The sequence below is a fragment of the Caballeronia sp. AZ1_KS37 genome (assembly GCF_023631165.1).
Lineage (GTDB): Bacteria > Pseudomonadota > Gammaproteobacteria > Burkholderiales > Burkholderiaceae > Caballeronia > Caballeronia zhejiangensis.
The window spans coordinates 507,055-531,875 of record NZ_JALQDP010000034.1 but is presented as its reverse complement, the minus strand read 5'-3'; the positions used below and the strand labels follow the sequence as shown (position 1 = coordinate 531,875).

Sequence of the window (24,821 nt, the reverse complement as noted above, 5' to 3'; positions counted from 1 at the left end):
GTCAGTCTCCCTTGTCCGGAGCGGACGGCGACGCGTTCTGGCCGCTTCCGCCGTGCGTCTGCTTGGCATCCGGCGCGCTCGCTTCGGCGCCTTTCTTCTTCTTCGAGCGGGAGGACATCGTTTCGAGTCCCCAGAAGAACATCGGGATGAAGAACACGGCGATGACCGTCGCGCCGAGCATCCCGCCGATCACGCCCGTGCCGATCGAGTGCCGGCTGTTCGCCGATGCGCCCGTCGCGATCGCGAGCGGCACGCAGCCGAGAATGAACGCGAGCGAAGTCATCACGATCGGGCGCAGGCGCTCTTCGGCGGCGGTCATCGCGGCGTCGTAGACCGACGCGCCCGCCTCGCGATTCAGCACGGCGAACTCGAAGATGAGAATCGCGTTTTTCGCGGCGAGTGCGACGAGCATCGTCAAACCGATCTGGAAGTACACGTCGTTGTTCAGGCCGCGCAAGAGGATCGCGAGCAGCGCGCCGAAGATCGCGAACGGCACCGCCATCAGCACGCCGAACGGCAGGCTCCACTTTTCGTACTGCGCGGCGAGAATCAGGAAGACCATGATGAGGCCGAATATGAACACGAGCGCCGACGAACTGCCCGACTGTTTCGCCTCGTAAGCCTCGCCGCTCCAGCCGATGCCGTAATCGCTCGGCAAGTCCTTCGCGATGTCTTCCAGCGCCGCGATCACTTGCCCCGACGCGTAGCCCGGCGCGGCGTTCGCCGTGATCTTCACCGCGGGGAAGTTGTTGAAGCGCGTGATGAGATCGGGACCGGTCACGTACTTCGTATTGACCACGGACTTGAGCGGCACCATCTCGCCGCTCTTGCTCTTCACGAAAATCTGCGTGAGATCGTCGGGCTTCAGCCGATACTGCGGCTCCGCTTGCAGAATCACCTGCCACAGGCGGCTCGATCGATTGAACTGCGACACGTACAGCGAGCCGAACATCGTCTGCATCGCGCTGTAGACGTCCTCGACGGGCACGCCGAGCGTTTCGGCCTTGTCGCGGTCGACGTTGGCGAGCAGTTGCTGCGACGACGCGTTGAACGTGCTCGTCACGCCCGTCAGCTCCGGCCGCGCTTTCGCCTTCGCGACGAAATCGTCGACGATTCCGGCGAACTGCGCGATGGTCGCGTCGCCCTTGCTCTGAATCCACATTTCGGTGCCGCCCGTCGTGCCGAGGCCCGGAATCGACGGCGGATTCAGCGGCACGACGATGCCCTCCCGAATCTGCGAGAGATGCTTGTAAGCATCGACGAGCACGGCGCGCGCGTTCTGCGTGCGGATATTCGCCGACGTATAGCGATCCTCGAAACTCTTGAAGCCGACGAAGAACGTCGACGAATTGTTCTTGTTCTGGCTGTCGAGAATGGAGAAGCCATCGACCGTCGTGATGCTGCCGACCGCCGGCTGTTTCATGAAGTATTCGGTCACGCGGTCGGACACGGCGCCGGTGCGGTCGAGCGACGCGGCATCGGGCATGATGACGGCGCCGAGCAGATAGCCCTGATCCTCGGGCGGCAGGAACGCCGTCGGAATGTCGCGCATCATCATGACGGCGAGCGCGATCATGCCGACAAAGAGCAGCAGCGCGATCGCGAAACGCTTGATGACGAGCCGCACGAGGTGCGTGTAGCCCCGCGTCATGCGCGCGAATTGATTGTCGAACCAGCGGAAAAAGCCCTTTTTCTCGTGATGTCCCGGCTTGAGCAGCAAGGAGGCGAGGGCGGGCGACAAGGTCAGCGCGACGAGGCCCGATATCACCACCGATATCGCGATCGTGATGGCGAACTGCTTGTACATCTGCCCCGTGATGCCGGAGAGGAACGCCACCGGCACGAACACCGCGCACAGCACGAGCACGATGGCGACGACCGGCCCGGCCACTTCGTCCATCGCCTTCTTCGCGGCGGTCTTCGGATCGAGCTTGTGCACCGTCATGTTGCGCTCGACGTTCTCGATCACGACGATCGCATCGTCCACGACAATGCCGATGGCAAGCACCATGCCGAACAGCGTCAACATGTTGATGGAGAAGCCGAGCGCTTCCATGCCCATGAACGTGCCGACAATCGACACCGGCACCGCGAGCACCGGAATGAGCGTCGCGCGCAGGCTTTGCAGGAACACGAACACGACGATCACGACCAGCACGACCGCTTCGAAGAACGTATGCACCACATCGGAGATGGACGCGCGCGTGAACTCCGTCGTGTCCATCGCGATTTCGTAGTCGATGCCCTGCGGGAACGTCTTCTTCATTTCCGCGAGCGACGCGCGCACCTGCTTGGACACATCGAGCGCGTTCGCGCCAGGCTGCTGATACACCGCGAGCACCGTCGCCGATTTGCCCTGAAAGCGGCTGCGGATCGAATAGTCTTTTTGTCCGAGCTCCGCGCGTCCCACGTCTTTCAGACGCACGATCGCCGCGCCGCCCGATTGCGCGCGGATGATGATGTTCTCGAACTCGGCAGGCTCGGTGAGGCGGCCCGTCGTCGTCACCGCGAAGGACTGTTCGACGGGCGCGCCAGTCGGCGATTGCCCGAGACGGCCGACCGCGAACTGCTGGTTCTGATTGGCGACGGCGCGTTGCACGTCGGCGGCGGTGATGCCGAGCTGCGCCATGCGGTCGGGCTTGAGCCAGATGCGCATCGCGTAATCGGGCGTGCCGAAGATCGCGCTCTGGTTCGCGCCCGGAATGCGCTTCAACGCGTCGAGGACGTACACGTTCGCGTAGTTCGCGATATACGTCGCGTCATAGCGCTCGTCGGGCGAATAGATGGCGATGACCATCATGAACGCCTGCGACTTCTTCTGCACCTGCACGCCCTGCGCCGTCACCGACTGCGGCAGCTGCGGCAGCGCGAGGTTCACGCGGTTCTGCACGTCGACCTGTGCGAGTTCCGGATTCGTGCCGATCTGGAAGTACGCGTTGATCGTGAGATTGCCCGTCGACGAGCTGGACGAGCTCATGTAGATCATGTTGTCCGCGCCGTTGACCTGCTGCTCGATCGGCGCGGCGACGTTGTTCGCGACCACATCCGCGCTCGCGCCCGGATAAGTCGCGGAGATCGTGATCTGCGGCGGCGTGATGTCTGGATACTGCGCGGTGGGCAGCGCGAGCATGGTCAGCGCGCCGCCCAGCGTGATGATGATCGAAATGACCGACGCGAAAATCGGACGGTCAATGCAGAAATGTGAAATGTTCATTGGCCTCTTCCGCGCGACGTGCTTGTCGTCAGATCAAATCACTTCACTTTTCGGTCCCGCCGCTTGCGTTCTTCGCGTCTCCGAGCGACGCCTCCTGCGCGCCCGATGCCGCCGCGCCGCCCGCGGCCGGTGCGGCGACGACGCGAACCTGCGTATCCGCGCCGACGCGTATCGCGCCATCGACGATGACGCGTTCGCCCGCCTTCAGGCCGTTCGTGATGAACCAGTCGTCGCCGTGCCATTCGCCGACTTCGACGACGCGCTGATGCGGCTTCGACTGTTCGTCGAGCACCCACACGAAGTGACTCTTCGCGCCCTGCAGCACGGCGCGTTGCGGCACGAGAATCGCGTTGGGTCGCACCGCGCCCGCCACGCGCGCCTTGACGAACTGTCCCGGTCGCAACGTGCCTTGCGGATTCGCGAACACCGCGCGCACGAGGAACGTGCCCGTCTCCGTGCTGAACGCCGGATTCGTGAAGTCGATGCGACCGGTTTGCGGAAAGACGGAGCCGTCGGCCTGGATGACGGTCACATCGAACTTGTTGTCGGGCGGAAAGCGCAGTTCGCCTTTCTTGATCTGCTCGCGATAGCCCAGCAGTTCGTTCTCCGAGATGCTGAAGTTCACCCACATCGGATCGAGCTGGTAGACGTAGGTGAGCAGGCCGCCCTGCGTCGGCGTCACGTAACTGCCTTCCTGGATGCGCGCGAAACTGGACAGGCCCTTGAGCGGCGAGCGGATCGTCGTGTAGCTGAGATTCAGTTCGGCGGTCTGCACTTCGCCTTTCGCGGCGATGACGGCGGCCTCGGCGCTCTTTTCGTTGCCGATGGCGTCATCGAGATCCTTCTTGCTCAATGCGTTCATCGCGGCGAGCGGCTTCACGCGCGCGAGATTCTGCTGCGTGACGAGCAGCCGCGCCTGCTGTTGCGCGAGCGAGCCTTTGGCCGTCTGCAGCGCGGCCTCGAACGGCCGTTTGTCCATGAGGAACATGACCTGATTGGCCGAGACGAGCGCGCCTTCGGTGTACATGCGCTTTTCGAGGAAGCCGTCGACGCGCGCGCGGATTTCGACCTCGCGCGAGCTTTGCGTCTGCGCGGTGAATTCGAAGTCGACGGGCGTCGATTGCGCCGTGACAGTCACGGCGGTGACATCGACGGCGGGCTTCTGCGCTGGCGGCGCCGGCTTCTTGCACGCCGCGAGCGAGAGCGACGCGAGCGCGGCGATCGCGCCCACGCGCAGCGCGCGCATGGAGCGCGAAGGTGGAGCGAACGAGCAGCAGTCCAGTACGTGTTCCGACACGAACGCCATGGGCGCCTCCCCCGTTGGGATGGCCGATCGTTGATGAGCGAACGCGCCAACAGAGCGCCTCGCCACGACAATGCTCGCGGTGTGCGTTTAGGCGGATGCGCCCGGAAAGCGTGCGCATTTCCGGTGCGCCTGCGCCATGCGATGAAATCGCGCGGGACAGGACTTAGGGCGACGTCAGCGAGCGCGAGCCTGATGCTTGTAATGTGGCGTAGCTGCCTCCGGTTTTGACGGTCGAGTTATAGCCAGAGAGATGCTCTTGGTTCGCCACCGAGTGGCGTGACGTGCGTGACGAGTCTACTAATAGCTGAACTCGGATGAAAACGCCATAGCGTTTATCGGCATTTTGACTGAATGGTGTGGATCGGGATGCGCAGCAATTACTGAACTGGCGTGCTGAATCGGCGGGGAAGGTATGGATGGCTTAGCGAGCCGTCGGATTCATCGTGACGATAAATGCAACGCCGAACCGAAATGTCGATGTCCTGACTTGGGCGCCGTGACGTCGCCGCCGTGCGCTTTCCGGCGGCGAGTCGGAATCACAAATGCCCGAACAGCGCCCGCGGCCGGTCCCTCAACGTTCCCGCCAGCATCCGCAATCCGCTGACGAGCTGATCGCGGCTTTCCGCGCACGCGAGATTCACGCGCACCCCATGCTCGATTTCCGACCGGTCGACCGCGAACGCCGACGAGGGCATCACCACGACGCCGCGCGCCTTCGCATTCGCGGCGAAATCGTCCGCGCGCCACGGCAGCGGCAGCTTCAACCACACGAACATGCACGCCGGATCCGATTGCAGGAATTCCTGCGGCAGCAACTCGCGCGCGAGATCATGCCGCGCGCGGATTTCCGCGAGCTGCGCATTCATGATGTGCTGCGCGGTGCCGTCCTCGATCCAGACGGTCGCGATCAGCATCGACAGCGGCGCGGGCATCCACGCCGTCGTACGCACCGCCTCCGCGCATAGCGCGGCGTTGTCCTGCGGGCTCAGCAGATAACCGAGCCGCAAGCCGGGCGCGAGGATCTTCGACGTCGCCGAGATGTGATACGTCAGTTCGGGGCACAGACTCGCGAGCGTCGGCAGACGCTGCGCGACGAGCGGCCCGTACACGTCGTCCTCGATGATCGCGACGCCATGCCGCCGCGCGACATCGACGAGCGCCATGCGCCGTTCCAGGCTCATCGTCGTGACCGTGGGATTCTGCAGATTCGGCACCGTGAAAATCGCCTTCGCCGGCACGCGCCTGCACACGCGCTCGACCTCGTCGATCAGCAAGCCGTCGCGGTCGCTCGGAATGCCCACGATCTCGAACTGGAAGACGGGCGCGAGCGCCTTCAGCCCGTAATACGTGAGTTGATCCGCGAGAATCACGCCGTCCGTGCCGATCAGACTGTTGAGGACCGCATACAGCCCGTGCTGCGCGCCGCTCGTCACGACGACCTGATCCGCCGTCGGCGCGAAACCCGGCGCGCTCATCCAGCGCGCACCGGCCGCGCGCGCCCATGACGGCCCCTGCGGCGGCTGATATTCCTGCAATTGCGCAAAGCGCGGATCGCGCGGCAGTTCGCCCATCGTGCGCGCGAGGCACGCGAGGAATTCCCCGGTCGCGGGCCGGTTCACCGTCAGATCGATGACCGAGCTGCCCGTGCTCGCGGGCGGCATCTCGACGCTCGGCATCGCGCCTCCCGTGACGAGCGAGCCGCGCCGCTTGCTGCCGATCACAAGGCCGCGCAGCTGCAACTCCTTGTACGCGCGCGACACCGTCGACACGTTGATGCCCAGTTCGCTCGCCAGTTGCCGTTGCGGCGGCAGACGGCTGCCCGGCGGATACATGCCGCTGCGGATTTCCTTCTCGATGGAGCTCGACACCTCGATATAGGTCGATCGCCTCGTCGTGCCGTCGGCTTCGCCGTTTGCGCTCAGCGTCTGATCCTTGTCGGAAGCCATGAATCTGTGTCTCCATACAAACATTGCTTTGTCCGCGATTTGTGCGGAAGTCTGCCGATTCTAACCCAGCGCATGGCCGACGCAGTGGCCGTATAAGGACTGAAACGCCTCTGCAAGAGCCGCTCCATCCTCCCCTCAGGGAAAATACCGGCACCACACAACCGCGCTTTTAATTGCACACAAAAAAATATTGTGTGATTCTAGGATCAGAGTTTGTCTGGTGCGTGTCTCATCCCGCGCTTCCCGATTCATCCGATCTTTGTCCGCAGGAGATTCCCCGATGTCCTTGCCTGAAACCTCGCAACCCAAGCTAGGCTCCGCGCTGCGTCAGCGGCACGTCACGATGATCGCGCTCGGCGGCATCATCGGCGCGGGGCTGTTCGTCGGCAGCAGCGCGACGCTCGCGACCGTCGGTCCGGCGGCGTGCGTGTCGTATCTCGTCGCCGGCATCGTGGTGCTGATGGTCATGCGCATGCTCGGCGAAATGGCGCTCGCCGTGCCCGGCGTCGGCTCGTTCACCGAATATGCGCGCATCGGCCTCGGCAACTGGGCCGGCTTCACGAGCGGCTGGCTGTACTGGTATTTCTGGGTGATCGTCGTCGCGGTCGAAGCGGTCGCCGGCGCGGCGATATTGCAGCGCTGGATACCCGCGCCGGTTTGGGTCATCGGCCTCGTGCTGCTGTCCGTGATGACCGTCATCAATCTGCTTTCGGTCAAGTCGTACGGCGAATTCGAGTTCTGGTTCGCGTCGATCAAGGTCGCGGCGATCATCGTGTTCCTCGCCATCGGCGCGGGCTATCTGCTCGGCTTCGGGCACGCGGGCAGCGCCGTGGCGCATCTCACCGGCAATCGCGGCTTCCTGCCGTTCGGCGCGATGTCCGTGTTCGCCGCCGTGCCGACCGTCATCTTCGCGGTCGGCGGCGCGGAAATCGCGACCATCGCAGCGGCCGAATCCGACGATCCCGCGAAAAGCGTCGCCGCGATGACGCGCTCGGTCATCCTGCGCGTCATCACGTTCTATGTCGGCTCGCTGTTCCTGATCGCGTGCATCGTGCCGTGGGGCAGCATCGTGACGGGCCACTCGCCGTTCGTCGCCGCGCTGGAGACGATGCGCATTCCCTACGCCGCCGACATCATGAACGCGATCGTGCTCGTCGCCGTGCTGTCCGCGCTGAACTCGGGCCTGTACGTGTCGTCGCGCATTCTGTTCCGTCTCGCCGAACGCGGCGATGCGCCGAAGTCGCTGCTCGAGCTCACGCCGAACAAGGTGCCGCGTCTCGCGGTGGTGCTGTCGAGCGTCGTCGGTTATGTGGCGATCGTCGCCGCGATCGTGTCGCCGCAGGGCGTGTTCCTGTTTCTCGTGAACGCATCGGGCGCGGTGATGCTGTTCGTCTATCTCGCGACGGCGCTGGCGCAAATCCGCATTCGCCGACGCATTCAACGCGAAGCGCCCGAGCGTCTCACGCTGAAGATGTGGCTCTTCCCGTGGCTGTCGTATGCCGTCGTGATCGCGATCGTCGGTGTGCTTGCGGCCATGGGCGCGGACCACGAACTGCGTCCGCAACTGATGGCGAGTCTCGCGAGCCTCGCGGCCGCATCGGCGGCGTACTTCTTCGCCGCGAAGCATCATCATCGTCATGAAGAGAGCGAATCGGCGACGGGCTTCCTGTCGCAAGACAATCGGCTCGCATGGAAGGGGCAGGACTGATGTCGAACGTGGCGATCATCGGCGCGGGGTTCATCGGCATGGCGAGCGCGGCCTGGCTTACGCGCGACGGTCACAGCGTGACGCTGTTCGATCCGTCGGGCGTGGCGCAGGGCGCGTCGTTCGGCAACGCGGGCACGTTCGCGCCATACGGATTCGTGCCGGTGAACAATCCGTCCGTATTCCGCGATATTCCGCGCTTTCTCTTCTCGAACGATAGTCCGTTCAGATTGCGCTGGCGTTATCTGCCGCAACTCGCGCCGTGGCTCGCGCGCTTTCTGATGAGCTCGCGACAAAAGAATTTCGAAGCGAGCGCACAGGCGCTGGCCGCGTTGTTGTCGCGTGCGCAGGAAGGCTATGCACCCTTGCTCGACGACGATGCCTTGAAGCGCTTCGTCAAGCCGCGCGAATGCCTTTATCTGTATTCGAGCGCGGCTTCGTTCGACGCGTCGCGCGATTCGCTGGCATTGCGCGAGAGGCTTGGCGTTGGCTTCGATGTGCTCGACAGCGGCGCGATCCGCGAACTCGAACCGCACCTCGCGCCGATTTTCGCGCGCGGCGTGCTGTTTCGCGATAGCTGGCATTTCAGCGATCCGGCGGGCTTTCTTCAGGCCTTGCACGAGCGGCTCGCCGCCCGTGGCGCGCAACTCGAACGCAAGAAGGTCGACGCGGTCGAGCCGGGCGTGCAGGACGTCGCGTTGCGCGTCGAGGGCGATGCGCGCCGCTTCGATCATGTCGTCGTCGCGACGGGCGCGCGTTCGCGCGAATTCGCGCAGCAATGTGGCGATCGCGTGCCGCTCGATACCGAGCGCGGCTACCACATCCGTTATGCGTCGGCATCGAACCTCATATCGCGGCCGTGCGGCTGGGCGGAGCGCGGCTTCTACATGACGCCGATGAGCGATGGCATTCGCGTCGCGGGCACCGTCGAACTCGCCGGTTTCATCGAGGAGCGCAATCGCGCGCTGCTCGATCTCGTCACCGTATCGTCGAAGCGCGCGTTGCCCGCGCTCGGCACGCCCGATCGCGAATGGCTGGGCTTTCGTCCGACGCTGCCGGACGGCGTGCCGGTCATCGGCGCATCGAAGGCGAGCGAGCGCGTCGTGTATGCGTTCGGGCATCAGCATCTTGGCTTGACGCTCGCGGGCGTGAGCGGACGCATCGTCGCCGATCTCATCGCGCGACGTTCGCCGCCACTCGATCTCGCGAGTTATCGCGCGTCGCGTTTTCACTGAGGAGCATGAACATGAATCGCCGTATCTTTCTTTCGGGCGTGACCGCGGGCGTGCTTGCCGCGTACATGCCGATGTCGTGGGCCGCCGATCCCGAGGTCGTGAAGATCGCGTTCGTCGGACCGTTGACCGGGCCGGTTGCGCGCGTCGGCAAGGACTTGCAGTACGGCGCGCAACTCGCGATCGACGAAGAGAACGCGAAGCATCCCATCGTCGGCGGCAAGCCCGTCAAGTTCGAACTGGAGGTGTACGACGATCAGGCCGATCCGCGCGTCGCGATTCAGGTCGCGCAGAAAGCGGTGGATAGCGGCATCGTCGGCGTGATCGGGCATTACAACTCGGGATGCAGCATTCCGGCATCGACCGTCTATCACCAGGCGAATGTCGCGATGATCACGCCCGGCTCGACGAATCCGCAACTCACGAAACAGGGCTTCAAGAACGTGTTCCGCACGATGGGCCACGATGGCGTGGGCGGCGTGGTGGCGGGGCGCTTCGTCGTCGAGCAGATGAAGCCGAAGCGCATCGGCATCATCGACGATCGCACGGCGTTCGGGCAAGGTCTCGCCGATGCCTTCGAGAAGGGCGTGAAGGAAGCCAACGGCAAGGTCGTCGCGCGCGAATACACGAACGACAAGGCCGTCGATTTCCGCGCGATTCTCACGACGATGAAGAGCCAGAACGTCGATCTGATCTTCTTCGGCGGACTCGATGAACAAGGCGCGATGCTCGTCAAGCAGATGCGCTCGCTCGGCATGACGACGCAGCTCTTCGGCGCGGGCGCACTGAAGAGCAACGCGTTCCTGCAGATCGCGGGCACATCGGGCAACGGCACGCAGGACCTCGAGCCCGGTCCCGCGCTCGACAAGCTGCCTTCCGCGCAGGAGTTCGGCAAGCGCTACAAGGCACGCTTCAATCAGGATGTCGAACTATATGCGCCATTCGCCTACGATGCCGCGCTCGCGATGATCAAGGCCATTCACGATGCGAACTCGCTCGATCGCGGCAAGATCGTGGAAGCGCTCGCGAAGGTCAACGTCACCGGCGTGACCGGCAAGATTTCGTTCGATCCATATGGCGATCTCATCAAGCCTCCATACACGCTTTTTCAGGTCGAGCAAGGGCAATGGAAGAGTTTGAAGACGGTCGGCGGAAGCGGCGTATGAGCTTCAGCGAAACCGTAGGCGTTCGGACGTATCGTTTCGACGATCTCAAGACGCTATTGGCGAAAGCGAGTTCGCGACGTTCCGGCGACGAACTCGCGGGCATCGCCGCCGCGACGGAAGAAGAACGCGCGGCGGCGAAGTTGGCATTGGCGAGGGTGCCGTTGCGGGCGTTCATCGAAGAAGCGTTGATTCCGTATGAGGACGATGAAGTGACGCGCCTCATCATCGATGAACATTCGCGGGAGGCGTTCGCCGTCGTGTCGCATCTGACGGTCGGCGAGTTCCGCGAATGGCTGCTCGCCGATACGACCGATACCGCCGCGCTCGTCGCCGTATCGCAAGGATTGACGCCCGAGATGGTCGCGGCCGTATCGAAGCTGATGCGCAATCAGGATCTCATTCTCGCGGCGAAGAAACGTCCGGTCGTCACGCGTTTCAGGAATACCGTGGGATTGCCGGGGCACATGTCGGTGCGCCTGCAGCCGAATCATCCGACCGACGATGTGCAAGGCATCGCCGCTTCGATGATCGATGGCCTCATGTACGGCTGCGGCGACGCGATGATCGGCATCAATCCCGCATCCGACTCGCCGCAGGCCATCGGCAAATTGCTCGCGATGATGGATGCGTTCCGCGAACGCTACGACGTGCCGACGCAAACCTGCGTGCTGACACACGTGACCAACACGCTTGCGGCGATCGAACACGGCGCACCGGTCGATCTCGTGTTCCAGTCGATCGCGGGCACCCAAAAGGCGAATGCGTCGTTCGGCATCTCGCTCGCGTTGTTGCAGGAAGCGTATGAAGCGGGTTTGTCGCTGAAGCGCGGGACGGTCGGCGAGAACCTGATGTACTTCGAGACGGGACAGGGCAGCGCGTTGTCGGCGAACGCGCATCATGGCGTCGATCAGCAGACTTGCGAAGCGCGTGCCTATGCGGTCGCGCGCAAGTTCGATCCGTTTCTCGTGAATACCGTGGTCGGCTTCATCGGTCCGGAATACCTGTACGACGGCAAGCAGATCACTCGCGCCGGACTCGAAGATCATTTCTGCGCGAAGCTGCTCGGCGTGCCGATGGGTTGCGACATCTGCTACACGAATCACGCCGAAGCCGATCAGGACGACATGGACAATCTGCTCACGCTGCTCGGCGCGGCCAACGTGAACTTCATCATGGGCGTGCCCGGCGCAGACGATGTCATGCTGAACTATCAGAGCACGTCGTTTCATGACGCGCTGTATGTGCGCGACGTGCTCGGTCTGAAACGCGCGCCAGAGTTCGAAGCGTGGCTGCGCGCGATTCAGATCACGAATGCGCGCGGCGTGCTTCAGACGCGCGCCGAGTGGCCCGCGCTGAACGACTGGATGAGGGCGTGATGAGCGTCAGCCAGAATCCGTGGAAAGCGCTGCGCCGTTTCACCGATGCGCGCATCGCGCTGGGACGCGCGGGCAACAGCGTGCCGACCGCGCCGCTGCTCGCGTTCAATCTCGCGCATGCGCAGGCGCGCGATGCGGTGCATCGGCCGCTCGATGTCTCGTCGTTGCTGGAAGAACTGGCTTCGAAGCGATTCGCATGTGCTTCGGTATGCAGCGCCGCTTCGGCACGCGATGTTTATCTCCGTCGTCCGGATCTTGGCCGCATGCTGAGCGACGACAGCGCCGCGAGTCTCGCGACCCACGCGACGGACGCGGATGTCGTGTTCGTCATCGCCGATGGACTGTCGTCGAAAGCAGCGGCGACGCACGCGATACCGCTCATCGAAAGAACGATCGCGCGGCTCGACGGATGGCGCATCGGTCCGGTCGTCGTCGCGACTCAGGCGCGCGTCGCGCTCGGCGATTGCATCGGCGCGATATTGAGGGCGCGCATCGTCGCGGTGCTGATCGGTGAGAGGCCGGGGCTCAGTTCGCCCGCGAGCCTCGGCGTGTATGTGACTTACGATCCCGTGCAGGGCCGCAGCGATGCGGAGCGCAACTGCATATCGAACGTGCGTCCTGAAGGACTTGCTTACGACGCGGCCGCGTTCAAGCTCGCGTGGCTGCTGAACGAAGCGCGCACGCGCAAGCTGACGGGCGTGAGCCTCAAAGACGACAGCGCGACGACGCTGCCCGGGCGAACGATGGATCGCCTATCGGGTGCATAGCAATGGACGATGCTTCGCGTAAACCCCGTCGAAAGAAAACGCTTCACGTAAGAAACGGGTAAGCGGACGCTTTTACCTTAGTCTCCAGCGCATCGTAAACGAGGCATTCATGCAGGAGACGACGGAAATGGATCTGAAGATCGTAGAGAAAATAAAGTCGAGCGCCGCTTACGGCGAACTGGTGCGAAAGCGCTCGAAGCTCGGCTGGACGCTGACGGCACTCGTGCTGGTCGTCTATTACGGCTATGTGCTGCTCATCGCATTCAACAAGGATCTGCTCGCCGCGAAGATGGGCGCGGGCGTCATGACATGGGGCATGCCGATCGGCCTGTTCGTGATCGTGTTCACGGTCGTCATCACGGGGCTGTATGTGCGCCACGCCAACAGCACGTACGACGAACTCACCGACAAGATCAAGCGGGAGGCCGCATGAAACCGCAACGCATCGTCACGGCGGTCGCGCTTTTCGCGGCGTCCGCGAGTTCATTTGCAGCAGGCGGCGATCTCGGTCAGGCAGTCAAGCAGGCGACCAACTGGACCGCGATCTGCATGTTCATCGCGTTCGTGATCGCGACGCTCTTCATCACCAAATGGGCCGCGAAGAAGACGCGTTCCGCGGCCGAGTTCTACACGGCGGGCGGCGGCATCACGGGCTTTCAAAACGGTCTTGCGATCGCGGGCGACTTCATGTCGGCGGCGTCGTTTCTCGGCATTTCGGCGGCGGTTTATAGCAATGGCTATGACGGGCTGATCTATTCGATCGGCTTTCTCGTCGGCTGGCCGATCATCACGTTCCTGATGGCGGAGCGTCTGCGCAATCTCGGCCGCTTCACATTCGCCGATGTCGCCGCGTACCGCTTCAAGCAGACGCCGATTCGCGCGTTCGCTGCATCGGGCACGCTCGTCGTCGTCGCGTTCTATCTGATCGCGCAGATGGTCGGCGCGGGACAGCTCATCAAGCTGCTGTTCGGGCTCGAATACTGGATCGCGGTCGTGATCGTCGGCGCGCTGATGATGGTGTACGTGCTCTTCGGCGGCATGACCGCGACGACGTGGGTGCAGATCATCAAGGCGTGTTTGCTGCTTGCGGGTGCATCGTTCATGGCGTTCATGGTGCTGTGGCAATTCCACTTCAGCCCCGAGGCGCTCTTCGCGAAGGCCGTCGACGTGCACGAGAAGAAGGCGTCGATCATGGGTCCGGGCAACTTCATCAAGGATCCGATTTCGGCGATCTCGTTCGGCATCGCGCTCATGTTCGGTACGGCCGGTCTGCCGCATATCTTGATGCGTTTCTTCACCGTGCCCAACGCGAAGGAAGCGCGCAAGTCGGTGTTCTGGGCGACGACGTGGATCGGCTACTTCTACATACTCACGTTCATCATCGGCTTCGGCGCGATCGTGCTGGTGAGCACCAATCCGATGTTCAAGGATGCGGGCGGCAAGCTGCTCGGCGGCACGAATATGGCGGCGGTGCATCTCGCGAGCGCGGTCGGCGGCAACGTGTTTCTCGGCTTCATCTCGGCAGTTGCGTTTGCAACTATCCTCGCAGTGGTGGCGGGCCTGACGCTCGCGGGTGCATCGGCGGTGTCGCACGATCTCTATGCGACCGTGTTCAAGAAGGGCAAGGCGTCCAGCAAGAGCGAACTGAAGGTGTCGCGCATCACGACGATCGTGCTCGGCATCGTCGCGGTCGTGCTCGGCATCGTGTTCGAGAAGCAGAACATCGCGTTCATGGTGTCGCTCGCGTTCGCGGTCGCGGCGTCCGCCAACTTTCCGGTGCTCTTCATGTCGGTCCTGTGGCGCGGCTGCACGACGCGCGGCGCGGCAATCGGCGGCTTTCTCGGCCTGCTTTCGGCGGTCGTGATGACGGTCCTGTCCAAAGCCGTATGGGTCGATGTGTTCCACTACGCGGATGCGCCGTTCCCGTATGCATCGCCTGCGCTGTTCTCGATGGCGATCGGTTTCATCGGCATCTGGCTCTTCTCCGTAACCGATCAATCGGCGCGTGCGCGTGTCGATAAAGCAGGCTTCGAAGCGCAGACCGTGCGCTCCGAAACGGGCATCGGCGCGGTGGAGGGCGCGAGCCATTGATGTGATGTTGAGTGAGCGGCGCGCGCAGTATTCGTATACCCGGGATGCCGCGCGCGTCCGAATGGCGAGTGGAAAATGCGTTAAGCTCGATGCACCTGATTGCACGAAGCGCCAACGCATTGGAGCGAGCCATGGAACTGCAGTGCCCCAGTCTTTTCGAACAATCGGCGTATATCGGCGGCGCGTGGATCGACAATACTTCGCTGCCGCGCGTGTCTGTCATCAATCCATCCACTAAAGAAATTATCGGCTCGGTGCCGCAGGTCACGGACGAGCAGGTGACGGAGGCCATCCAGTGCGCGCACGCGGCGCTGCAGGACTGGCGCAGCTGGAGCAGTCGCGAGCGCGCGTCGGTGCTGAGAGAGTGGGCGCGCCTCGTCGAACATCATCGCGACGATCTCGCCATCATCCTCTGCCGCGAACAAGGCAAGCCGCTGCACGAAGCGCGCTCCGAAATCACGCAGGCCGCGAATTATCTCGACTGGTTCGCCGAGGAAGCGCGCCGCATTTACGGCGACAACATTCCCGCGCCGCGACGCAATCAACGCATACGTGTGCTGCATCAGCCGATTGGCGTGTGCGGCGCGATCACGTCATGGACCTTTCCTTCGTCGATGGTTGCGCGACGCGTCGGCGCTGCGCTCGCGGCGGGCTGCACGGTCATCCATCACCCCGATCCGCAGACGCCATTCTCCGCGCTCGCGCTGTGCGTGCTCGGCGAGAACGCGGGCTTGCCGCGCGGCGTGCTCTCCGTGTTGACGGGCGAGGGCGAACCGGTTCGCAGCACGCTGCTTGCGAGCCCCGACGTGAGGAAAGTATCGTTCACCGGTTCCATCGAGGAAGGCAAGCGGCTGATGACTTTATGCGCGCCTACCGTGAAGAAGATGTCGCTCGAACTGGGGGCGAACTGTCCTTTCATCGTGTTCGACGACGCGGACATCGACCTCGCCGTGAAGGGCGCGCTCGATGCGCGGTTTCGTCATTCGGGGCAGGCGGCGATGTGCGCGAACCGCTTCTTCGTGCATGAGGACGTGTACGAGACTTTCGTCGCCAAGCTCGTGTCCAAGGTCGCGTTGCTGAAAGTGAGCGACGGGCTGGACGAGGGCGCGCACATCGGCCCGCTTATCGGCGATGCGGCGGTGACGCGCATCGAAAGTCTCGTCGACGAAGCGGTCAGGCTCGGCGCGAAGATCGCAGCGGGCGGCTCGCGCGTCGCGCCGGGATCGAACTTCTTCAGGCCGACGGTGCTGACGAACGTCGATCCGTCGATGAGCGTATGCGGCGACGAAGTGCTCGGCCCGATTGCGAGCGTGCTGCCGTTCAGGGACGAGGACGACGTCGTCACGCTCGCGAACGATACGCGCACGGGGCTCGCGGCGTACTTCTATACCGCCGATATCAGCCGCGCATTCCGCGTCATGGAAGCGCTCGAATGCGGCGTCGTCGGCGTGAATGACAGCCTCGTGTTCAACGAAGTTGCGCCCTTCGGCGGGATCAAGGAATCAGGCATGGGGCGCGAAGGGGCATCGTCGGGAGTCGAGGAGTATCTCGAAGCGAAGTATGTCTGTTTCGGGAATCTGGAGCGGTAGGACGGCGGACGCATCACTCCGGCGGCCTCACCACCAGAATCGGCAAATGACTATGTGTAAGCACTTTCTGCGTTTCACTCCCGAGCAATAGCCCGCGAATTCCGCCGTGCCCATGCGACGCCATCACGATGAGATCGCAGTGCCGCGCTTTCGCCGTATCGAGAATCGCCTCATACGGATGCGCTCCCGTCGGCGCTTCCGTATCGCAAGCGACGCCGGCCTGGGCGGCGATACTTCGCAGATTCTCGAGATATTGCCGCGCGCGGGCCTGATCTGCGGCGTGCGCCTCATCCTGACTCGCGCCGACCATCTCGGCGCTATAAACGGTCATATGAAATGGCCGCACCATATAAAGACCGGTGATGCGCGCACTGTTCTCTTTGGCGAGCGAGACCGCCATGCGGACAGCCGCTTCGGAGAGCGCGGACCCGTCAGTGGGAACCAGCAGATGGTTGAACATGATGACGTCCTCCGGTTCTCTGGGGACATGAAAGAAGCACGCGAACCGACGATTCAAGTATAGGCGAGCGCCAGGTTTTCCAGCGCGAAAATCAGATCCACGAGAATGTTTTCATCGTCCGCATCCGCATGGTACAAACGTTCCGGCGGTACCCCGCGCATCAGAAAAATGTGTCGTCGAAAGCGACGGACAGGCGGCTTCTGTTTCGGCAGCTACGCATTCGAAGTCGATTGCGTCATGACGCGCTAGCGTCCCATCTCGGCGCTCGCTTCTTCATGCAGACGCACGGCCATGACGGGCGCTTCCGGCCCCACGTGCGATAACTTCATCAGACGCGGTTGCAGCAGCAGCGCAACGAGCCCGCTCCATCCAGTCTGATGCGACGCACCGACACCGCGCCCGTTGTCGCCATGAAAGTACTCGTGAAAGAGAATGAGATCCTGCGAGCGCGGATCGGCTTGCAGCATCGGATACGCGGCCATCACAGGACGCTTGCCTTCTTCGTCTTTCAAAAAGAGCATGCTGATGCGCCGTGAGAGATCGTCGGCGATTTCGCTCAGCGAATGAAACTTGCCCGATCCCGTCGGATGCTCGACGCGAAAATCATCGCCGTAGTAGCGATGAAACTCGTGCAGCGATTCGATCAACAAGTAATTGACCGGCATCCAGATCGGCCCGCGCCAGTTCGAATTGCCGCCGAATACGCGCGAATCCGATTCCGCGGGCAAGTACCGGATGCAGACGTTCACGCCATCATGATCGAACACATAAGGCTTGTCGCAATGCACGCGGGATAACGCGCGTACGCCATAGTCCGACAGGAACTCCGCTTGATCGAGCGTGCGGCGCAACAGCGCTTTCATGCGATGTCCGCGCAAGAGCGAAAGCAAAGTCGTGTTGCCTTTGCCAGGCTCGGTCCAGCGCGATACGAGCTTCGCAAGGTTCGGCCGATGATCGAGAAACCATACGAGGCGTTCACGCAGTCGGGGCAAGTCGCCGTACACGCTTTCCTCGAGCACATGAACGGCGAAGAGCGGAATCAGTCCGACGATCGATCGAATGCGCATGGGCACGCGCGCGCCGTTCGGCAGATGCAGTACGTCGTAGAAGAATTCGTCGCTGCCGTCCCATAGGCCGGTATTGCAGACTTCGCCGCAGCTCACGGCTTCCGCGATATACAGGAAGTGCTCGAAGAACTTCACCGCGATCTCGACATATGATTCGTTCGTCATCGCGAGTTCGAGGCCGATCTGCATGAGGTCGAGCGCGTAGGATGCCATCCATGCGGTGCCGTCGGCCTGATCGATACGTCCGCCGGTCGGCAGCGGCTGCGAGCGATCGAAGATGCCGATGTTGTCGAGGCCGAGAAATCCGCCCTGAAAGATATTGCGGTCGTCGGCGTCCTTGCGGTTGACCCACCACGCGAAGTTGAGCAGCAGCTTGTGGAACATGACCTCGAGGAACGCGTGATCGCCGATGCCGGTCATCTCGCGATCGAGCTCGAACACGCGCCATGTCGCCCATGCGTGAACGGGTGGGTTCGCATCGCCGAATGCCCATTCATAAGCGGGCAATTGCCCGTTCGGATGCATGTAGCGTTCTTTCACGAGCAACAGCAATTGCTTCTTCGCGAAGTCGGGATCGATCGTCGCGAACGCGACCGCATGGAACGCAAGGTCCCACGATGCGTACCACGGATACTCCCACTTGTCCGGCATCGATACGATGTCGCCGTTGCACATGTGCCGCCAGTCAGCATTGCGGCCATGCCGCCGTTCTTTCGGCGGCGTGGGCTGGCCCGGATCGCCGTCGTGCCAGCGCGTGACGTCGAACTGATAATACTGCTTCGTCCATAGCATGCCGGCGAGCGCCTGGCGTTGCACGAGACGCGCGTCGGCATCGTCGATATCGTGTTGCAGCGTCGCATAGAACTCGTCGGCTTCCGCTTCGCGACGCGCGAAAAGCTGGGCCAGGTCGAGCGGCGGATCGTTCGAAACCGATGCCGGACGCCAGCGCAAGTACATCACGGAACTTTCATGCGGTGAGAGTTGCAGATGCACATGCGCGGCGCAACGCGTGCCGCGATCGCGGCGTATCGCCTGTTCGTCGCCTTCGACGAGATAGTCGTTGAAGCCATCCTTGAACGGCCCCGCGCCTTCGATGCCGTATATGCGACGAACGTTCGTCTCGTTCTCGCAGAAAATCCATTCGACCGGCGCCTGCGCAGAAGCCGTGACATCCATCTCGCCATGCGACGGATTGTGCGCGATGACGCGGGCACCTTCGCGCGCATCGTGTTCGAGCTTCAGCGACGGCTTGCCCCATTTGCTCGACCACGCCCACCGGTTGCGCGCCCAGAATTGCGGCAAGAGATGAAGCGTCGCGGCTTCGTCCGCGCGATTCTCGACGGTCACGCGCATCACGATGTCATCGGGCGCGTGCTTCGCGTATTCGACATAGACATCGAAGTAACGGTCGCAATCGAATACGCCCGTGTCGGGCAGTTCGTATTCGGGCTGATCGGGACCGCGCCGTTTGTTCTCGTCGATGAGTTGCTGATACGGATACGCATCGTGCGGATACTTGTACAGCATCTTCATGTACGAATGCGTCGGCGTGCCGTCGAGATAGAAGTACAGTTCCTTTACGTCTTCGCCGTGATTGCCTTGCTCGTTCGTGAGACCGAAAAGCCGCTCCTTGATGATCGGATCGCGGTCGTTCCACAACGCGAGCGACACGCACCAGTCGAGCGGGTCGTTGCCGAATCCCGCGATACCGTCCTCGCCCCATCGATACATGCGGCTGCGCGCATGGTCGTGCGGAAAGTAGTCCCACGCCGTGCCGTATTCGCTGTAATCCTCGCGAACGGTGCCCCATTGACGCTCGCTCAGATACGGGCCCCAGCGGCGCCACCGGTCGAGCCCGGCGCCATGCAGACGGGAGCCTTCCTTCGTTTGCAGCAGATGGATTGCGCGTAGCGGTGGCATGCGACCTCCGTTGCGGTTGCTCATCCAGCACGTTCGATGCGCGGTTTTCCGATGATAAGCGAAGTGAAAAAAAGCGCGGCGATTGCCGCGCTGCGAGAATCATCGCGCCGTTTTTAGCGGGATACCGTCCGGATGAGGATTCGCGTCGTTCATGTCTTCGGGGAGAAGATTGCCGTCCGCGAGCCGCCGGTCTGCTTCGGCGATCTCCGGATAGCGCTCCGGATAAAGATGCCGTTCGCTGACGGCCGCATCGAACGTGCGCGACCACTTCGCGATGACGACCGTCGCAAGGCTGTTGCCGATGGTGTTGCACGTCGCGATTGCCATCGACATGAAGCGGTACACGCCAAAGATCAACGCGAGTCCTTCGACGGGAAGGATGCCCGTCGACGTGACGGTCGCTGCGAACACGACGAACGATCCGCCGGAAACCGTGGCTGCGCCTTTGGACGTCAGCAGCATCAGCAGCAGAATGCCGATCTGATGTTCCAGCGTGATCTGCACGCCATAAGCATGCGCGATGAACATGACGCCCATCGACATGAAGATCGACGTGCCATCGAGATTGAACGCATAGCCTGCGGGCAGCACGAGTCCGACCGTCTGCTTCGCGCAGCCGAGCCGTTCGAGCTTGATCAGAAGACGCGGCAGTGCGCTTTCCGACGACGCAGTACCGAGCACGATGAAGATCTCGTCCTTGATGTAGCGCAGAAAGCGCCACAGGCTGAAGCCCGCGAGCTTCGCGATGACGCTCATGACCACGACGATGAAGAGAACGACCACCGCATAGAAACTCACCACGAGCTGCGCCAGCGCGATCAGCACTGCCGTGCCGTTGCTGCCCACCGAATACGCGACCGCGCCGAACGTGCCGAGCGGCGCGAGCTTCATCACGAGGTTGATGAACGAGAACAGCACTTCCGAAACGAGATCGAGCGTCGTGCAGTCGACGCAGCACATCGAAACCTCCGCGAAGCTCGCGAAGACGCTGCGCTGCGCACAGGGCACACCGTGGCTGCGCATATCGAGCGTGCGTATCGACGGCGACAAGGACAGTCCGCCCGTTGGCTGGATCGATGTGTATATCGATCCGGAATACAAGGACGTCGCGCAAGCCGCGAAGGAGAACCCGGATACGCTCATCAGCGCGCTGATCGAAGCGCGTTACGGACGCTGCATCGACGAGATTCAGCAGGACGTGCGTGCCATTGCCGTATCGGCGGAGATGGCGAGACGCCTGCGCGTCGAGGCGGGAACGGCGGCGCTGGAAATCGTGCGCCGCTATCTCGACGCGAGCGGCGCGACGTTCGAGATATCGGTGACGGTGCATCCCGCAGAGCGCTTTTCGGTGTCGATGCGTCTCAAGCGATCGCCGGGCTAAAATCGTCGCGGGCGTGCTATCGAAGTTATCCGGCGTGCGTTTTCGAATAACGCAGAAGGAGGACGCCATGGGCAAGAACAGGGCGGCTACGCAAGCCATGAGATTTAATCGGCTTGCGCGATAGCGGGCATCGGAAGCCGGCACAAACAGCACGCTCGTGTCGAGCTGCATCGAACCGAGCGGATTGGGGCATTGATGCGCCCTGAGCGAAGCGAATCGATTCGTATGACGATGCGAGCTATAGAATAGGCGACCGGCGCCAGACGCTCACGAGCGCGCCCTGACTTCGATCCTCGCACCCTCATATGGATGTTCGCCAGCTTCGCTACTTCGTCAGCATCGTCGATTACGGCAGTCTCGGCAAAGCAGCGGAAAAGCTCTACGTGGCACAGCCTTCGCTCAGCCAACAAATGGCGCGGCTCGAAGAGGAACTCGGCGTCACGCTCCTTCTGCGCAGCAATCATGGCGTCACCCCCACGGCCGAGGGCGACGCGCTCTATCGGCATGCACGCGTCGTGCTGCGGCAAATGGAGCAGCTCAAGCAGGAAGTGACGAAGGGCGCGGGCGCGGAATCCGGCACCGTGGCGGTCGGCCTGCCGACGACGATGGCATCCGTTCTCGCCGTGCCCCTGTTCGAGCGCATTCAGGACCGGTATCCCGGCATACGCCTGCAGTTCTTCGAAAGCATGAGCGGCTATCTGAACGAGTTGCTTGCCAATGGCCGGCTCGATCTCGCGATTCTGTTTCGTGAATCGGATACACCTGGCATCACCGCGTTGCCCGTGCTCGACGAAACGCTTTATCTTGCGGGCGAGCCGGGCGGCGGCATCTCGCCGCGCGCATCGACATGTCCGCTTGTGAAGCTCGCGGGCGTGAAACTCGTCGCGCCCGGCGTATCGAATGGCTTGCGCTTGCTGATCGAGCGCACGTTCGCGAGCGAGAAAGTCGAGCTGAACATCGTTGCGGATATCGACTCGTTGCCATCGCTTTTGCTTATCGCGCATTCGGGCAGAGCCTGCACGATTCTGCCTTCGTCCGCGATCGTGCAATGGAACGAGGCGTTGCTGCCGAAAATGCGCAGAATCGTCGATCCGATCATCAGGCGCCCGGCCAGCATTTGCTGGCCCAACGATGCGCCGATGAACTCAGCGACCGTCGCCGTGCGCGAGACGTTGATCGAGTTGATCGCCGAGCACATTGACCGCGATCGCTGGCAAGGCGTGACGATGCGACGAACCTAGATCGCCTTCGCCGCGCGCAAGCGTTCGATGGCTTCGCTGTTCAGCCCCAGTTCGCGCAACACGGATTCCGTGTGCTCGCCGAGCGCGGGCACGGCGTCCATGCGCGGTTCATCGGCGCTGAAGCGTCCCGGCGGATAGAGCGCGGGAATCTTGCCGGCGGGCGTATCGACCTGTGTCCAACGATTGCGCGCTTCGAGCTGTTCATGCTTCCAGACATCGTGCATGTCGTTCATCCGCGCATTCGCGATGCCCGCTTCTTCAAGCCGTTCGATGACCTGTGCGGCCGTCAATGAGGCGAATGCATCGACGATGAGGCGCATCAACTCGTCGCGATGCTGCGCGCGAAGGCTGTTTGCACAGAAGCGCTCGTCGCGCTGAAGCTCGGGCATACGAAGAACGATTTCGCAAAACTTCTTCCACTCGCGCTCGTTTTGCAGGCCAAGCATGACGGTCTTGCCATCGCCTGCGGGGAAAGGGCCGTAAGGGAAGATCGTCGCGTGCGATGCGCCCGCCTTGCGCGGCGGCGTCTGACCGTCGATCGCGTAATAGAGCGGATAGCCCATCCATTCGACCATGCTTTCGAGCATCGAAATGTCGATGCGTTTGCCGCGCCCGGTGCGTCCGCGTTCGATGAGCGCCGCGAGTATGTTCGTGTAGCCATACATGCCGGCGGCGATATCTGCGATCGAGCAGCCTGCTTTCGCCGGTGCGCCTTCCGAACCCGTGATGCTCAGAAAACCCGCTTCGCTTTGAATCAGCAAGTCATACGCTTTCTTGTCGCGCATCGGGCCATCGGAACCATAGCCGGAGATATCGCACACGATGAGCCGCGAATAGCGCTCCTTCAACGCGTCGTAATCGAGGCCGAGCCGTTGCGTCGCGCCGGGCGCGAGATTCTGCACGAATACATCGGCATCGGCGAGCAGCTTGTGCACGACATCGAGTGCTTCAGGATGCTTGACGTCGAGCGTCACGCTTTCTTTCGAGCGGTTCGTCCACACGAAATGCGATGCGAGTCCCGACACACGTTCGTCATAGTTGCGAGCGAAATCACCTGTGCCTGGACGCTCGATCTTGATGACGCGCGCGCCGAGATCGGCGAGCTGACGCGTGCAGAAGGGCGCTGCAATTGCATGCTCGAACGTGACGACCTTGATGCCTTGCAGCGGGCGCATGACCGGCCTCCTTCAGAACGAACGCGGCAGGCCGAGGATATGCTCGGCGACGTAAGAGAGAATCAGGTTGGTCGAAATCGGCGCGACCTGATACAGACGCGTCTCGCGGAATTTGCGTTCGACATCGTATTCCGCCGCGAAGCCAAAGCCGCCGTGAAATTGCAGACAGGCGTTGGCCGCTTCCCATGATGCATCGGCGGCGAGCAGCTTCGCCATGTTCGCCTGCGCGCCGCAAGGCTTGTGCGCGTCGAAGCGTTCGCATGCCTTGAAGCGCATCAGGTTCGCGGCTTCGACATTGACGTACGCGCGCGCAATCGGAAACTGCACGCCCTGATTCTGCCCGATGGGACGCCCGAACACGATTCGATCGTTCACATACTGCGTGACCTTGTCGATGAACCAGTAGCCATCGCCGATGCATTCCGCCGCGATCAGCGTGCGTTCGGCGTTGAGGCCATCGAGTATGTACTTGAAACCCATGCCTTCTTCGCCGATGAGATTCTCGGCAGGAATCTCCAGATTGTCGAAGAAGAGCTCGTTGGTTTCGTGATTCACCATGTTGAGGATCGGCTGCACCGTGAGGCCATTGCCGATTGCTTCACGCAAATCGACGATGAAGATCGACATGCCTTCGCTCTTCTTCTTCACGTCTGCGATCGGCGTCGTGCGCGCGAGCAGAATCATCAGATCCGAATGCTGCACGCGCGAGATCCACACCTTCTGGCCGTTTATCGCATAACGATCGCCCTTTCTTTCCGCGGTCGTTTTGATCTTTGTCGTGTCGGTGCCGGTGGTCGGTTCGGTCACGCCCATCGATTGCAGACGTAACTCGCCCGATGCGATCTTCGGCAAGTAGCGCTTCTTCTGTTCCGTCGAGCCGTGACGCAACAACGTGCCCATGTTGTACATCTGCCCATGACACGCGCCCGAATTGCCGCCCGAGCGATTGATCTCTTCCATGATGACGGACGCTTCGGTAAGCCCCAGACCCGAGCCGCCGTATTCCTGCGGAATCAATGCGGCGAGCCAGCCCGCTTTCGTGAGGGCATCGACGAATGCTTCGGGATAACCGCGTGCTTCGTCGATTTTGCGAAAGTATTCGCCGGTGAACTGGCCGCAGAGATCGCGCACGGCCTCACGAATGTCCTGATAAGCGTCGGATGTCGATTCGATCATGATGTGCCT

The 24,821-nt window shown here is 62.3% G+C and carries 17 protein-coding genes and 1 pseudogene; 10 read left to right on the top strand and 8 right to left on the bottom strand.

Annotation, left to right across the window (positions count from 1 at the left end):
• Position 1 precedes the first annotated feature (1 nt).
• The 3 genes from NCS00_RS23030 to NCS00_RS23020 form a co-directional block, all read right to left on the bottom strand.
• Positions 2-3,214, bottom strand: a complete 3,213-nt coding sequence (locus NCS00_RS23030) for an efflux RND transporter permease subunit (RefSeq protein ID WP_175981170.1) — start codon at positions 3,212-3,214, stop codon at positions 2-4.
• Positions 3,215-3,257: 43 nt separating this feature from the next.
• Positions 3,258-4,520: an efflux RND transporter periplasmic adaptor subunit gene (locus NCS00_RS23025; protein ID WP_008348475.1), complete on the bottom strand. Its 1,263-nt coding sequence runs from the start codon at positions 4,518-4,520 to the stop codon at positions 3,258-3,260.
• A 536-nt stretch (positions 4,521-5,056) separates the two neighbouring features.
• On the bottom strand, positions 5,057-6,466 hold the full coding sequence (locus NCS00_RS23020; protein WP_250441068.1) for an aminotransferase-like domain-containing protein: 1,410 nt from the start codon (positions 6,464-6,466) through the stop codon (positions 5,057-5,059).
• Positions 6,467-6,746: 280 nt separating this feature from the next.
• Between NCS00_RS23020 and NCS00_RS23015 the strand changes: the two genes are divergently transcribed.
• The 8 genes from NCS00_RS23015 to NCS00_RS22980 all read left to right on the top strand — a co-directional run bounded on the left by NCS00_RS23015 (position 6,747) and on the right by NCS00_RS22980 (position 16,392).
• Positions 6,747-8,174: an amino acid permease gene (locus NCS00_RS23015; protein WP_008348471.1), complete on the top strand. Its 1,428-nt coding sequence runs from the start codon at positions 6,747-6,749 to the stop codon at positions 8,172-8,174.
• Positions 8,174-9,406 (top strand): NAD(P)/FAD-dependent oxidoreductase, encoded by a 1,233-nt coding sequence (locus NCS00_RS23010; protein ID WP_250441080.1) that lies wholly within the window; start codon positions 8,174-8,176, stop codon positions 9,404-9,406. Before NCS00_RS23015 ends, NCS00_RS23010 begins: the two co-directional genes overlap by 1 nt.
• Before the next feature lie 11 nt (positions 9,407-9,417).
• Positions 9,418-10,569 carry a branched-chain amino acid ABC transporter substrate-binding protein gene (locus NCS00_RS23005; RefSeq protein WP_250441067.1) on the top strand — a complete coding sequence of 384 codons (1,152 nt, stop codon included), beginning with the start codon at positions 9,418-9,420 and terminating at the stop codon, positions 10,567-10,569.
• Positions 10,566-11,945: an ethanolamine ammonia-lyase subunit EutB gene (locus tag NCS00_RS23000; protein WP_250441066.1), complete on the top strand. Its 1,380-nt coding sequence runs from the start codon at positions 10,566-10,568 to the stop codon at positions 11,943-11,945. The genes NCS00_RS23005 and NCS00_RS23000 overlap by 4 nt, the downstream gene beginning before the upstream one ends.
• Positions 11,945-12,712, top strand: a complete 768-nt coding sequence (gene eutC, locus NCS00_RS22995; RefSeq protein ID WP_250441065.1) for an ethanolamine ammonia-lyase subunit EutC — start codon at positions 11,945-11,947, stop codon at positions 12,710-12,712. Before NCS00_RS23000 ends, eutC begins: the two co-directional genes overlap by 1 nt.
• Positions 12,713-12,839: 127 nt before the next feature.
• Positions 12,840-13,145, top strand: a complete 306-nt coding sequence (locus NCS00_RS22990; RefSeq protein WP_008348462.1) for a DUF485 domain-containing protein — start codon at positions 12,840-12,842, stop codon at positions 13,143-13,145.
• Positions 13,142-14,803 carry a cation acetate symporter gene (locus NCS00_RS22985; RefSeq protein WP_250441064.1) on the top strand — a complete coding sequence of 554 codons (1,662 nt, stop codon included), beginning with the start codon at positions 13,142-13,144 and terminating at the stop codon, positions 14,801-14,803. Before NCS00_RS22990 ends, NCS00_RS22985 begins: the two co-directional genes overlap by 4 nt.
• A gap of 131 nt (positions 14,804-14,934) precedes the next feature.
• Positions 14,935-16,392 carry an NAD-dependent succinate-semialdehyde dehydrogenase gene (locus NCS00_RS22980; protein ID WP_250441063.1) on the top strand — a complete coding sequence of 486 codons (1,458 nt, stop codon included), beginning with the start codon at positions 14,935-14,937 and terminating at the stop codon, positions 16,390-16,392.
• A gap of 13 nt (positions 16,393-16,405) precedes the next feature.
• On the opposite strand, the gene NCS00_RS22975 is transcribed toward NCS00_RS22980, so the two are convergent.
• From NCS00_RS22975 to NCS00_RS22965, 3 genes and pseudogenes are all read right to left on the bottom strand, one after another.
• The gene (locus NCS00_RS22975) at positions 16,406-16,852 is read right to left on the bottom strand and encodes a universal stress protein (protein ID WP_008348456.1); all 447 of its coding nucleotides are present in this window, start codon (positions 16,850-16,852) and stop codon (positions 16,406-16,408) included.
• Between the two features lie 245 nt (positions 16,853-17,097).
• Complete coding sequence (locus NCS00_RS22970; protein WP_250441062.1) at positions 17,098-19,839, bottom strand: MGH1-like glycoside hydrolase domain-containing protein; 2,742 nt, start codon at positions 19,837-19,839, stop codon at positions 17,098-17,100.
• A gap of 99 nt (positions 19,840-19,938) precedes the next feature.
• Positions 19,939-20,775 (bottom strand): annotated as a pseudogene (locus NCS00_RS22965) (cation:dicarboxylate symporter family transporter); the annotation flags it as partial.
• A 4-nt stretch (positions 20,776-20,779) separates the two neighbouring features.
• Here NCS00_RS22965 and NCS00_RS22960 point away from each other — a divergent pair.
• Together NCS00_RS22960 and NCS00_RS22955 are read left to right on the top strand one after the other, a co-directional pair.
• Positions 20,780-21,220, top strand: coding sequence for a GntR family transcriptional regulator (locus tag NCS00_RS22960; protein WP_250441061.1), 441 nt, complete (start codon positions 20,780-20,782; stop codon positions 21,218-21,220).
• A 305-nt stretch (positions 21,221-21,525) separates the two neighbouring features.
• On the top strand, positions 21,526-22,461 hold the full coding sequence (locus NCS00_RS22955; RefSeq protein WP_250441060.1) for a LysR substrate-binding domain-containing protein: 936 nt from the start codon (positions 21,526-21,528) through the stop codon (positions 22,459-22,461).
• On the opposite strand, the gene NCS00_RS22950 is transcribed toward NCS00_RS22955, so the two are convergent.
• Together NCS00_RS22950 and NCS00_RS22945 are read right to left on the bottom strand one after the other, a co-directional pair.
• The gene (locus tag NCS00_RS22950) at positions 22,458-23,636 is read right to left on the bottom strand and encodes a CaiB/BaiF CoA transferase family protein (RefSeq protein WP_250441059.1); all 1,179 of its coding nucleotides are present in this window, start codon (positions 23,634-23,636) and stop codon (positions 22,458-22,460) included. The genes NCS00_RS22955 and NCS00_RS22950 overlap by 4 nt on opposite strands.
• A 12-nt stretch (positions 23,637-23,648) precedes the next feature.
• Positions 23,649-24,812 carry an acyl-CoA dehydrogenase family protein gene (locus NCS00_RS22945; protein ID WP_250441058.1) on the bottom strand — a complete coding sequence of 388 codons (1,164 nt, stop codon included), beginning with the start codon at positions 24,810-24,812 and terminating at the stop codon, positions 23,649-23,651.
• Positions 24,813-24,821: the final 9 nt, after the last annotated feature.